We start from the raw sequence: 13211 nt of genomic DNA, 5'->3' as shown, positions 1-13211 counted from the left end.
TGATATCAATGATAGTTGTATAATGTGCAATTAAAAACAGTCAAAAGGAAGGCTTGCCCTCTTATAGCTGTAGTCTGTACAACTAAATCTGCCCGAATGGGTGAAGCCAAGGTGCAAATGGCAGTTTAATTGTATGAAATACAACTAAACAGATATTCGGTGGTACATCAGACGATTTAGTTGTACAAAGTGCAATTAAGAGTAAGCATACGTCAGTCATTACATTAATCGGCTTGAACTGCGTTGTTACGGTGCGTAAGGATCAACGCTGAGCTGAACCGGCGGCTGATTGCCCGCCGCCAGCACAATGTCCCGCGCCCGGGCCCAAGGCTCCCGCGGCACCTCACGGTCATCCGTCTCGAAGTCATCGATCCGCACCGTATCCAGCAGCCTGCGGACATCACCAGCTTCCGCTGCTTCGTCCAGACATATCACCGCCCAGCCCGCTTCCAGGCGGGGCTGCGCCAGAACGGTGCTGTCCCCGGAGTAGAGGACCTGGCGGAGCCTGATCCTCCCTTCCTCCCGCACCACCGTAACAGGCAGCCCCGCGCGCGCCTCCGCCCCGGCACAAATACCCCTCAGCGCTGTGATCGCCACCGCACAGCCCGGATAATGCAGCACCAGCCATTCCTTGTCCCCGGCTGTATTCATTACACGCGCTATTTCTCCGTCATAGCGGTGGATGACCCATTCATCCGCAATCTCGGCTGCCCGGTTATGCAGCCGGGTCATGCTGCGGACCACCAGCAGGGCATTGCCCTGCTGGGCCGAACGTGTCTCCACCTCCGGGTACAGCGGTTCCGCAAACAGCGCAGGCATCAGATAGGCCGTGCGGTAATCCTCCGCCGGATGTGTCCGCACCGATGCGGAATCATCCACATACCAGCGCAGATAGGACACCTGCTGATCCTTCACGCTGAAGCTGACCGGGAAGCTCTGCCAGCCCAGCCCCCAGGTGGGATGCTGGTAGCTTCCGGGCATGACCGGGAAGCGGTTGATGCTGCCCAGACGGGTATGCTGTCCGATCCAGGTATAGGAACGGGCAGCATCGAAGATCCGCTCCTCAAGAACCCTGGGCACAGGCTGCGCAGACGGAGAGTCTACTCCCTGAAGGAAATCATCTTCGAACAGGAGCAGCGTTGCCACATCATTGAGTGAAAACTTCTCTTCTACCAGACGGCCCAGCCCCGTCACACCGGCAATCGGCCACAGCAGGCTCTGCCGCTTCGTCTCTCCCCGGAAGTTGTAGCTGCGGATGGACGGAACCAGTTCCCCGCCGTCATGGAAGACAAGAATGTTCTTCAGTGCCTCCATCCGCTCTGACAGCCGTCCGGCGAGCTCCCGGTCATGCTCCTGCAGAACAGAACCGGCAATCCTCAGCGCATTCATCATCACCCCTTGATAGACCAGGCTGATGTTCTCCCCCCAGCCCCAGCCCCGGCGGACCGTATATTCTTCCCATCTGCGGAAGTAAGCGATTGCGGTCTGCAGAGACTCAGGCTCACCCAGGAAGTGTGCGATGGCCAGCAGCATGGCGCCGTCGCTCATCGTCTTGTTCGGGTAGAACAGCTCCGGCGTCCGGCATTCCTGAGAGAACCAGGCCGCCGCATGGCTGAACATCCGCTGGATCACCTCCAGGTGACTGTCCGGGAATACACCGGGATCACAGAGACGTACAACGACAAGCGGCATGAGGATAAAAAACGCCGCATTGGAATCCTGAATCATGCTCTCCTCCCGGTACCAGAGAAACCCTCCGTAATCCGGATGCTCCGGGTCTGTAAACTGCAGCCCGGCAATCGCTTCAAGCATCTCCAGTCCGGCCTGTTCATCCAGCCGACCCAGCAATGTGCCGTAAGCATAATACCCAGCCGAGAACCGGGCTTCGTGGCAGTACGGCAGCTTGGAGACCTGCCGGGTATGACCCGGCCAGTCGTAACGGACCAGCCCCTCCTCGACCACAATATCCTCCGAGGCAGCCGCATAGCTCTGCTCCAGAATCTCTCTGACCTGATTATTCAACTCCGTCCGCCCCCTATGCTGGAATTCACATTTATTCAGCCGCGCTTAGCTGCTTGCCCATCTCATAAATATCCTTCAGCATGATGGCATCCGCTTTATTATCCTGATACCAGGTTGCATAGAACTCATCGACCTTGGTTCCGCCGGCCTTCTCCCAGACTCCCTTGGCTTCCTCAATGAACTGGTCCACCGAAGCCGGATCGGAGCTGACGATGGCCTGCATGGCCCGGTCGAGGATTGTTTTATTCGCATTGGTGTTGATCTGGGTCAGATCCTGCGGCAGCAGCGGCAGGAAGGCCTTTTGCGTAATACCGACGATCGGACGGTCCGGGTTCATGTACAGCTTCTCGGCCATTTCATAGATTGCGATGAAATCCTGCTCAGCCGTTGTAGGGTTCACCTTGTTCTTCAGCCCATAATTCTTGCCGATCAGCGGAGTGAGCATGCCCATATCGCGGTTGTACTCCAGCTCCTTTTTGTTCTTCTCCGGATCGATCACCTCAGCGCGGCCGTCGGCTGTCTTGTTGTAATGCACGCCCTCGATACCGTTCTGAATCGTAGTGGTGTATTCACTTGTAACCATGAAATCAATCATCTTCATGACGGATTCCGGATCTTTGGCCGCGGCATTCACCATGCCGGTCATCTGAATCGGAGTGGTCAGCGTCGGGCTGAACTGCCCGAATTCCGTTGTCGGCAGGGCAATCGGAATGACCTCGGCTTCAGGGACATTCTTTTTCAGCGTCTCATACGTACTGACATCGGCCCCGTTGCCCCCGTATATCCCCAGCTTGCCGGAGATCCAGTCCTGCTTCTGCTTCTCGCCGTTCTTGTCGGTGACGAAATCCTTATCCGCCACACCCGCCGCATACAGCTCCTTCTGGAAGGAGATCGCCGCCTTGATCCGGTCCCAGTCATGCACAACCTTGTCATTCTCCAGTACCCAAGGGTATTGATCCTCGCCGAACAGCGTAAACCCGGTGCCGAACATGTTGTTCAGAATAATTCCGGCTACGAAGCTGAGCCCGGTCCCCTGCGTATCCGCTTTGCCGTTGCCGTCCGGGTCCTGTTCAGTGAACGCTTTCGCCACCTTCAGCAGCTCCTCCGGGGTAGTGGGAACCTGCAGGTCCAGCTTTTTCAGCCAGTCATTGCGGATAAACAGGTAATGCTGCGGACCGAACTGGATCGGACGTCCCACCGTGTACAGCTTGCCGTCCGCCATCGTGCCTGCCTTGCGGAGCGCCGGATACTTCTCCAGCATCGCCTTATATTCCGTACTGCTACCCGCAATCAGGTCATCCAGCGGAAGGAGCTGCTTCTGGTTGTAGAGCTGTCCCTGGTAAGCGGTATCAAATTCAAAGATCAGGTCGGGGGCCGACTTCGATGCGAACAGCACATTGAACTTCTGCAGGGATTCGAAACGCGGCACCGTAACGTATTTCACATTAACCGGCCCGTTCTCATTGACCCATTTTGTCCAGCGGTTGTCGCTCATCGTCCCCTCTTCTGCAGGTACCGTGCCGCGGTCATACAAAGAGACGGTGATCGACCCGCGTTTCTCAGGTGTTCCTTCCTTGTTCGAGTCTCCGCCCTGGGAAGCAGCATTATTGCCGCCGCAGCCTGTGACAGCGATAGCGAGCATCAGGGATGCTGCACCGGCAGCAGTTGTTTTTCTAAGCCAAATGGGTTTGGACATATGGATGTGACCCTCCTATAATGATGTTCTTGTACTTACGGATATGAGCAGCGATGATCAGCCTTTGATGGCACCGATGGTTACGCCTTTGACAAAATACCGCTGCAACAGCGGATACACAATCAGCATCGGAATGACCATAACCATAATCCCGGCGGCCTTGATGCCCTCCGGTGTAATATTGACGACCTCCTGCGAGTTCATGGTATTCAGCTCCTGCAGGACGGCCTGGCTCTTCACCATCTGCTGGATCAGAACCGTCAGATTGATTTTCTCCGGACTGTTCATGTAGATCATTACGTTGAAGAACGAGTTCCAGTAATACACGCCGTAAAAGAGTCCGATCGTCGCCAGCACAGGCAGGGACAGCGGAAGAATAATCCCCGCCAGCAGCCGCCATTCACCGGAGCCGTCAATTCTGGCCGCTTCCACCAGCTCCTCCGGAATGTTCTCGAAAAAGGAACGCATGATCATCATATTATAAGTGCTTACCAGAGCCGGCAGCCAAAGTGCCGCGTAAGAATCGACCAGTCCGAGACTGCTGACCACGAGATAGGTCGGGATCAGGCCGCCCGTAAACAGCATCGTGAACACAATCGCCAGGGTCAGCGTGCGTCTTCCGTAGAAATCACGGCGGGACAAGGGATAGGCGGCAAAGATAGTGAACAGCATGCTGGCCGCCACACCAACCAGGGTAATCAGGAGACTGTTGCCAAAGGCACGCACTACCGGCGTTCCCTCGAAGAGCATGGTATAAGAGCTAAGTGTGAACTCCACCGGCCATAGGGTGACAAAACCGGAGAGCACCGCGTCCTTGCCGCTGAGGGACAGGGAGGCGAGATGGAGCAGCGGCAGCAGACAGAGAATGCCTGCGAGCGTCAGCAGCAGATAATTGAAGCCGTAGAATACTTTTTCACCTTTTGTACTTTGCATAGTGTCCTCCTGTTACCACAAGCCTTTATTGAAGCGCCGGGCAATGGCGTTGGATATCAGCACCAGGGTCAGCGCTACGAGGGAATCGAACATTCCCAGTGCAGCCGTCAGGCTGAACTGCCCTCCCTGTAGTCCAATCGCGTAGATGTACGTACTTATAACCTCGGAGATCCCCGATACAATCGAGTTCTGGAGCACATATACATGGTCGAAGCCTACCTCCATCACCCGTCCCATGGCGAGAATCAGCATAATGACAATGGTCGGGCTGATCCCGGGCAGTGTGATGTTGCGGATCTGCTTCCATTTGCCCGCTCCGTCCATGCTCGCCGCTTCATAGAGGCTGGGGTCAATGGAAGTCAGTGCAGCCAGATAGATAATCGCATTGAAGCCCGCATCCTTCCAGATTCCCGAGCCGAGGAAGATGGATACCCAGGACCACTCTTTGAAGAGGAACGGAAACGGCTTGCCGGACAGCTTCTCGACCAGCACATTGGCCACCCCGGTCTGGGCAAAGATCGTCACTACCAGTCCGCCGACAATGACCCAGGAGAAGAAATAGGGCAGATACACCAGCGTCTGGACTGATTTTTTGAAAAACTTGTTCCGGACTTCATTCAGCATAATCGCCAGGGCAATCGGAAACGGAAAGCTGACCAGCACTGACAATATACTGAGCACAAGCGTATTGCGGATAATCTGCACCGATTGCGCCTGGGTGAACAGATTGGTGAAATTGTCCATGCCGACCCACTGGCTGCCCCATACCCCCTCATAGAAGGTATAATTTTTGAAGGCAATGACCAGTCCCAGCATGGGCGTGTATTTGAAAATGATATAGAACGCGATGACCGGAACGAACATGACCCACAGCGGCAGATTGTTCTTGAACCGGCGGGTCTGCCAGAAGCGCTTGCTTCCCGTCTTCCGCAGAGTATCCATCCGCAGCACCGCTTCGCTTGCTCTATTCGCTTTCATCTCGGTGCCTCCTTTCGCTTGCCTGTTTTTGCTTCTGAACATGTTGCTGTTGAGCTGAAATGGCCGTTTCATGTCCTCACCATAGCCGCTTCGGCAGGTTACGGCAATATTCAGTTTACCTGTTAATCGCCGCTGAACCCTTATGCAGCCTGGAGTTACAGGATTCCGCCCAGCTCCCGGGCCAAATTCTCCCCCATCCGGATATGTCCGTCATCCCCGGGATGAATCAGATCACAGGACAACCCGCTAAGGTCATCCAGCACCCGGCTTCCTTCAATCAGGCTCAGCTTAGGGTGTGACAGGCGCTGTACGTGACTGCGCAGAATCCCGTTAAACCGGATATCCTTGTCCGCAATCCCGCTGGCCGGGAAATTCGCAAAGTTGGGATAAATCGTAATAACCGCCACCGGCTTCTCCGGATGCCTGCTAACCAGCCGGTCCAGCAGATAGCCGCTCCGCTCACGGAATTCGTCCGCCGGCATATGATCGCGCATATTTACGCCCAGCTCCAGCGTCATGAAAGACCAGTCCTGCTGCTCTGCAAGAAAATCACTCATCTCCCGTTCGCACTGGCAGGAGCCGCTCATGCCCAGATTCAGCACATCGGCAGCCAGCCTTCTTGCCGCTTGGCCGATGTACGGCAGGCTGCTGTTCTCACCATTGGTAATGGATGAGCCGTAAGCAATCCAGCGCTTCCGGGGAGTCTCTCCTTCCTCCGGCGGGCGGAGCGGATGGCCGAAGGTCTCAATGCCGCAGACCACGCAGGCATACCGTCCGAAGCATATGCGCCACACCTCCGGTGCAAAGCCCGTTCCCATCAGCAGCTTGCGGTCAGCCATCGCCAGCCGCGGCGGCTCGCTTAACTGAAGCGTGCGGATGGTCCCTGCCTGAAGCTCATGCCTGGAATGGAACAGTCCGCCCTTGAATACGGTCACACAGCCATCCGCCTCCGGCAAAGACAGGGTTACCCGGATGTTCGGGGCGGCTGTAACGAAACGAAGCTCACAGCCGCCCGCTTCCCCGGCGATGAACCGGCCCCGCTCATTCAGCTGCTCTCTGACGCTGCGGGGAATACGGCGCAGATACACGCCGTACCCGCCGGCCTCCTCCAGTTCAGCAACGTTATGGAAGGCAATCCGGTCCAGTCCCGGCAACCCTATGACCTTGCGCTTGGCGGAATCAACCATGCTTCATCGCCTCCACCAGCAGCAGTAGCGTCATGGATTGCCCGTAGGGCATCGGACAGACCGGAATCTCGCGGTAGTCCTGAAGCGTAGCTCCCATACCCGTTCCGTACGATACTCCCTGTACTATCCCTTCTTCATCAATCTGGCCCAGCACATAGTGAAGAGCTGCCAGGGCAGGCTTGCGGCAGCTCTCATCCAGCAGCCCCTGCCGCACTGCCTTCAGCATGCCGTAAGCAAAAGCGGCGGTAGCCGAGGTCTCCAGATAGGAGCCGCTGTCGTCCAGCAAGGTATGCCACGCGCCTTCCGGCGTCTGCAGCTCAAGCAGCTTGCGTACCTGCCGCTCCAGCGAGGACAGCAGGAAGCTGCTCACACCCGGCGGCAGCTCCACCATCTCCAGATAATCCACCAGCCCCGCCGTATACCAGGAGTTGCCGCGTGCCCACAAGGCCCGGGCAAAGTGATGGCCCCCCTCGAAGGTCCACCCGTGGAAGAATAGCCCTGTTGCTGGATCGGTCAGGTATTTGAGATGGACGAGAAACTGGCGGATACTCTCCTGTATGCACTCCTCCTCCTTCAGTACAATCCCCATCCGGGCTACGAACAGCACCGTCATATACAGCGTGTCGTCCCAGAGCTGTCCGGTATTCGGGCTGCCCGTAACCTCGTGCTGAATGCCTGCTTCCTCTGTGCGGGGCATGTCATTCAGCACATAATCCAGCCATTCCCGGCACAGCTTCAGATAATCTGCGCGTCCGGTCTCCTCCGCCAGATAGCTTAAGGTAAGCATCGGGCACATCGTATTGACGTTTTTTACGGGAATGCCCCCGTCAAGCTTGCTGTCGAACCATCCGGTCAGATAATGCAGAATCTCTTCATCTGCGGTTTCCCGGTAATAGCTGTATAAGGCGAAGAGCCCCACTCCCTGCGGCCATTCCCAATTGTCCATAGAGATAATGCCGATGGGAGCGGTCTCCTGAATGGAGCCTTTCATATCCTTCATCCGCTCAATCACACGGGCGATCTGCTTTTCGAGTGTTGTACGTGATACTGCTTCCATAATGCTCCTCCTTCTTAATGTCCTGCCTAGAGCCTAGAGCCTGTGGCCGGCTGATTAGCCCTGTTCGCAACCTCAGTGTAGTCAAGCGCCGGAATGCCGTCCATTAACAAGAATCTTGCTAATCGCTTTCACTTCTGGCATTGTTCATAATGGAGCTGTATTCGTCATTCGGAGGAACACATGCTCACGACCAAATTCTTTATAGATTGAACCTAGAGATTTAATAATGGGGGAAGCGGATCAAGTAGAAACGGATGCCGTCTTTTTAAAGAACGGCATCCGTTTCCGCGGGAAAGATAAGGAATATTTATTATGCGAAGCATATGATTCTTAACTTTTAAGAGATCCGCAGACTGGCAACGTCCCGAAGGCCAAGTCCTTCACGGATTCAGTAACAAATTCCAAATTATAAATTTCCAGTTCAATCTACATAGAGAGAAATCAGGGGAGGCTAACAGGTAATGAAAATCAAGTTTGATCTTTTTCCGGGCGGTGTTACTAAAGCGCTAACATTAAGCTGGGATGATGGAAGAATCCACGACAGGCGGCTTGTGGAGATTCATAACCGGCACGGGCTGAAGGGCTCATTCCATTTGAATTCAGGATTCTTCGGCAATGAGGGCTACATCACGGAAGAGGAAGTGGCTTCCCTCTATGAGGGGCATGAGATTTCAGCACATACGAGCACTCATCCCTTTCTCTCCATGACCCCGCGTGAGGGCATCGCCGAAGAGATTCTACAAGACCGCAGACATCTGGAAGCCCTCGCCGGCTATCCCGTAAGGGGCATGTCCTATCCGTTCGGGGATTACAGTGATCAGGTGCTGAGCGTTCTGCCGGCGCTGGGGATCGAATATTCACGTACTGTAAAGTCCCATGGCAGCTTCAGCCTGCCGGACAACCTGCTGGCTTGGCATCCCACCTGCCATCACCGCGATATGCTGGCGCTGGGCAAACAGTTCCTGGAGGAGCAGCCCCGGTTCTCCCATATGCAACTGCTATATGTATGGGGACACAGCTATGAATTCAACGACAATGATAACTGGGAGGAGCTTGAGCAGTTCGCCGCCATGATGGGCGGCCATGAAGAGATCTGGTACGCCACCAATATCGAGATTGCCGACTACTTGTCCGCTGTACAAGGACTGCGCTTCTCCGCTTCCCGGGAGATGGTCTATAATCCGTCGGCAGTGGATGTATGGATCACCGCCGGGGACGAGGCATGCCGGATATCCGGAGGAGCTACTGTGCGTCTGGGTTAGGAATTGCTGTGGGTTTGTTAGGGGGCTGTGAATGGCTCATAATCATTCGACCGGTGGCGCTCCGGGGGGCGGGCACAGACACGGTTGCAGGCGCGGTAAGGAGAAATGTTGTACAAATTGCAACTTTGATTCATGAATCCCTGGGTGTTTGAGAGGATTGTTGTACGAAATACAAGAATTCTCTCGCTGAGCGGCTTTGGGGATGAGAAATGCTGTATTTCATACAACAATCCATAGTTTTAGCTCATTTAATATGGATAATGTTGTATTCAGTACAGGACAAATAGCTCCGTCTGAAACTGGCCTTGCCGATCCCGTGGGACCTGTAAATCCGGGATGCGCCCGTGATGCGTTTCCCACGTCCGTGCTGTAATATCCGTTGCGAGAGTTTGCTTCTTCTGGATATTCGACACTCAGGTGATTTTTGATTTCTTCACAGAGCATGAGTCTATTTTTTCTTTCAGAAAACGTTGGAGACTATTTTCGAGTAGATCACTGAACGGGTTTTGTTGTATACTGGTCATTGAGTAGGGCTTCTTTTTCTTGGTGACTTCGCAATCCCAAGGATACCCTACTTTTTTGTCGTTTACTAGACTCCCCGATCCTTACACATACTATTTCACGCCATCGTTTGGACTGAAGCAGAAGCTGATTTGAGCTTAATTCTCAGGAAAGCGAGATTCCTTTATTACCTAAGTGACCTTTATCCCCTTCTATCTGTGAGCATAATAAAACCCGATTCCAACACAGCCTGGATGGCTGGTGGAATCGGGTTATTATTATAGTAGATGCGCTTAGGCACTGAGGGTCTGCGGTAATTGTATTGATGTCGGCTGGCGGCAAGCAGTATGAATATAGTGAGATGCACCGTTGGGATTGAGGCGCAAGCAGCAGAGGCCTGATTATAGGCGCGTTACAGTGGCGGTGCTTATGGCGTTAGCAGCAGTTTGAGTAAGGTGACAGCATGGATGGATTGGGATCAACCGGTCTAACCGGCTGCTACTGCCATCCTCCGGCGGCAGCATCTATATTGTCCTGCCGGGCGATCCACGTCAGGCAGGCCGCCCGGAGCAGCGCTTCGGTCCGCTGGGCCGCGCTGCAGAAGATCCCGCTCAGGCCGATCTGATACAGATCGGCCAGCGCGTACGCCGCCGGTGCCCCCGCGGCGAGCACCGCCGCCGCCGGCTTCACCCGGCGCACGGCGGCTAACACCTCAGCCGCCGCCTTGGCGAAGCCCTCGGCGGCGCTCTCCTTCAGCGCGGCTTCACCGGCCGCGCCGTCCAGCACCAGGAAATCGGCGATGCGCGCGATTTCCCCCGCGGCAGCGCGCCCCACCTCGGGGAGCAGGAGCGCCCCGATGCGGCACGCTGCCGCGTAAGCGTGGCCGAGGGTCTGCTCGGCCACGCCCTCAATGAATTCGCGCTGTGCTGCGAATTCGGCTGCGCTGGCGGGGTACGGCGCCAGCAGGTCCACGCGGCTGTCGCCGCCCAGCCGCTGGCTCTCCGCCACCGCGGCGAACAGCGCTTCAAGCTGCGCATCCTGCAGCGCGGCCAGTCTTGCCGGGCGGGCGGCAAGCTCCGGCGCATAGGGCAGAGCAACTGCGGCCCAGACACCGTCCGCCGACTCCAGAAGCGCGGCAGCGGCAGCCCGCAGCCGATAATAAATCCGCTGCAGGATACGCTCAGCCTGCCCCTCATCCCCGCAGGACATCCAGCTCGAATAGAGTGCCGCAAGCTCCGGCTCCAGCAACCATTCCTCGCTGCGGATCAGACAGGGACCCGCAGGGTAAATGCCGGGCTCCTCCCGAAGAAGGGACCGGTCACCCAGTCCGTCGCGCAGCACCAGAAAAGCTGGGCGTTCGCCCGGACGGCGGAAATAGGTCCGGCTCATGTTCCCATTACTCTTACGCCGCTCCCCGTCGGGAAGAAATTCCGCTGCAGCGGAAGCAACAGATGCAGACTGGCTCATCTCCATGCCAATAGTCCGGTCGCCGGGATTATACTTGAACGGGCGCTCCTCATTATTTTGATTCTGATCCTGCAGACGTTCACCTTTCATCATCGCACCCACCTTTTTAACTTTGGATTGCTGCCGGCTCTGCTCCCCTTAAGGCGATGCCCCCGGCATTTTACGATGCTTCAATCTATAAATACTGGCAAAGGCCCTGAAATATGCAAACGGTATCAAATGATTACGGCGGCGAAGGATGAACTTGGGGATACGCGCAACTTGAACTCTTCAGCATGGGTATCCTATAGTTATTAACTATCCGGTATTTAGAAGTCGGATATTTGTTCAGCAAATGCACTTTCTACAACAGATTTCGCAATATTAATGCGCTAAAATTGGTTCTAATGTATTTCATACAATGGATTTCCGGCTCATGCCGCAGAAACGCCATTCTCAAGGGATTCTACTGTACGAACTGCAACAGATGCCTTTTTCCGGGTGATCCAGCCGATATCTGCTGTAAAAAATGCAATAGAAGCCCCACTTCTCCCGCTTCTCCCACTCTCACCTTCTCCCCCAGACTCAATCCATCCCCACTTCTAAAAAAACCACCATCTCATGCAAGTGTTCTGCATAAAACAGTGGTCTATAATTTTATTCCTTTACCATACAATGCTGCCAGGCATATGCCTGCTAGATCCCGCCAGAGGCGCCTGGCTCGCAACAATCCGCTGCTTCTGCCTATCCGTGTTACGACTGCTGGCTGGCAGCGATCGCCTGCTCCAGATCGTAGAGGATATCGTCGATCGACTCCGTACCGATGGACAAGCGCAGCAGCTCCGGAGTAACCCCGGCCGTAATCTGCTCTTCGTCTGACAGCTGCTGATGTGTAGTGCTTGCCGGATGGATGATCAGCGACTTGGAATCGCCCACATTAGCCAGATGGGAGAACAGCTTCACATTCTCAATCAGCTTGACGCCTGCCGCCGCTCCGCCCTTGATTCCAAAGGTAAGGATGGCACCCTGGCCTTTGGGCAGGTATTTCTGTGCCAACTCATACGAAGGGTGACTCTGCAGACCGGCATAGCTTACCCACTCCACGGAATCGTGAGCCTCCAGATACTGGGCCACCTTAAGCGCATTCTGGCTATGGCGTTCCAGACGCAAATGCAGTGTTTCGAGTCCCTGCAGCAGCAGCCATGAGTTGAAAGGCGAGATCGCTGCACCCAGGTCACGAAGGAGCTGTACGCGAGCTTTGATGATATAAGCAATAGGTCCTACAGCTTCAGTGTAGACTACCCCATGATAGCTTGGGTCGGGTTCAGTAAGGCCGGGGAATCTGCCGCTGGCCTTCCAGTCAAACTTGCCGCCGTCCACAATAATTCCGCCGATCGAGGTGCCATGGCCCCCGATGAATTTGGTTGCCGAGTGCACCACAATATCCGCCCCGTGTTCAATCGGACGCAGCAGATAAGGGCTTGGGAAGGTATTGTCGACAATCAGCGGAATTCCATGCTCATGGGCGATGGCTGCTACAGCTTCAATATCAAGCACATTCCCTTGCGGATTACCAATGGTTTCGGCGTAGAGCGCTTTGGTTTTGTCCGTTATCGCTGCCCGGAAGTTCTCCGGATTATCCGAATCGACAAAATGCACCTTAATTCCCAGCTTGGGCAGCGTCGTCGAGAACAGATTATAGGTCCCGCCATACAGGCTGGCGGCGGATACAATTTCATCCCCTGCGCCGGCGATATTTAGAATAGAGAAGGAAATAGCCGCTGCTCCGGAAGCCGTCGCAAGCGCACCGGCCCCGCCCTCCAGCGCCGCAAGACGCTGTTCAAACACATCGGTGGTCGGGTTCATCAGCCGGGTGTAAATATTGCCGAATTCCTTGAGCGCGAACAGATTGGCAGCATGCTCTGCATCACGGAATCCGTAGGATGTGGTCTGATACAACGGTACAGCACGGGCTAAAGTTGTTGGATCAATCTCCTGGCCTGCATGAACGGTTAAGGTTTCGAATGACAGCTTGCGTTCTTCTGACATGGGTATTTCCTCCTCTAAATAGATAATGGCAAACGTTAACAATCAAGAATTGTACCTATTCTCTCACAAACCATGTCATT

At 55.1% G+C, this 13211-nt stretch carries 9 protein-coding genes and 1 pseudogene; 1 reads left to right on the top strand and 9 read right to left on the bottom strand.

Annotated features, from left to right (window positions below; translation table 11 throughout):
* Positions 1 to 246: 246 nt before the first annotated feature.
* The 6 genes from MKX70_RS09850 to bglB all read right to left on the bottom strand — a co-directional run bounded on the left by MKX70_RS09850 (position 247) and on the right by bglB (position 7873).
* Entirely contained in the window at positions 247 to 2022 is a 1776-nt protein-coding gene (locus MKX70_RS09850; RefSeq protein WP_042239765.1) for a hypothetical protein, read from the bottom strand.
* Between the two features lie 31 nt (positions 2023 to 2053).
* A complete protein-coding gene (locus MKX70_RS09845; protein WP_042239767.1) occupies positions 2054 to 3718 on the bottom strand; it encodes an extracellular solute-binding protein in 1665 nt (554 codons plus the stop codon).
* Between the two features lie 57 nt (positions 3719 to 3775).
* On the bottom strand, positions 3776 to 4651 hold the full coding sequence (locus MKX70_RS09840) for a carbohydrate ABC transporter permease (RefSeq protein ID WP_042239768.1): 876 nt from the start codon (positions 4649 to 4651) through the stop codon (positions 3776 to 3778).
* A 12-nt stretch (positions 4652 to 4663) separates the two neighbouring features.
* Entirely contained in the window at positions 4664 to 5593 is a 930-nt protein-coding gene (locus MKX70_RS09835; protein WP_042243556.1) for an ABC transporter permease, read from the bottom strand.
* A gap of 191 nt (positions 5594 to 5784) precedes the next feature.
* Positions 5785 to 6816, bottom strand: coding sequence for an SGNH/GDSL hydrolase family protein (locus MKX70_RS09830; protein WP_042239770.1), 1032 nt, complete (start codon positions 6814 to 6816; stop codon positions 5785 to 5787).
* On the bottom strand, positions 6809 to 7873 hold the full coding sequence (bglB, locus tag MKX70_RS09825; protein ID WP_042239771.1) for a beta-galactosidase BglB: 1065 nt from the start codon (positions 7871 to 7873) through the stop codon (positions 6809 to 6811). The genes MKX70_RS09830 and bglB overlap by 8 nt, the downstream gene beginning before the upstream one ends.
* A 461-nt stretch (positions 7874 to 8334) precedes the next feature.
* Here bglB and MKX70_RS09820 point away from each other — a divergent pair, with 461 nt between their 5' ends.
* Positions 8335 to 9135 carry a polysaccharide deacetylase family protein gene (locus MKX70_RS09820; RefSeq protein ID WP_042239773.1) on the top strand — a complete coding sequence of 267 codons (801 nt, stop codon included), beginning with the start codon at positions 8335 to 8337 and terminating at the stop codon, positions 9133 to 9135.
* Between the two features lie 272 nt (positions 9136 to 9407).
* On the opposite strand, the pseudogene MKX70_RS33400 reads toward MKX70_RS09820, so the two are convergent.
* From MKX70_RS33400 to MKX70_RS09810, 3 genes and pseudogenes are all read right to left on the bottom strand, one after another.
* Positions 9408 to 9659 (bottom strand): annotated as a pseudogene (locus MKX70_RS33400) (transposase); the annotation flags it as partial.
* Between the two features lie 475 nt (positions 9660 to 10134).
* Entirely contained in the window at positions 10135 to 11196 is a 1062-nt protein-coding gene (locus MKX70_RS09815) for a hypothetical protein (RefSeq protein ID WP_156123395.1), read from the bottom strand.
* A gap of 639 nt (positions 11197 to 11835) precedes the next feature.
* The gene (locus tag MKX70_RS09810) at positions 11836 to 13131 is read right to left on the bottom strand and encodes a homocysteine synthase (protein WP_042239778.1); all 1296 of its coding nucleotides are present in this window, start codon (positions 13129 to 13131) and stop codon (positions 11836 to 11838) included.
* Positions 13132 to 13211 lie beyond the last annotated feature (80 nt).

Source organism: Paenibacillus sp. FSL R7-0312 (assembly GCF_038004445.1).
Lineage (GTDB): Bacteria > Bacillota > Bacilli > Paenibacillales > Paenibacillaceae > Paenibacillus_AQ.
Note: the sequence above shows the minus strand (reverse complement) of the source record. Positions and strands in the feature narration are given on the sequence as shown.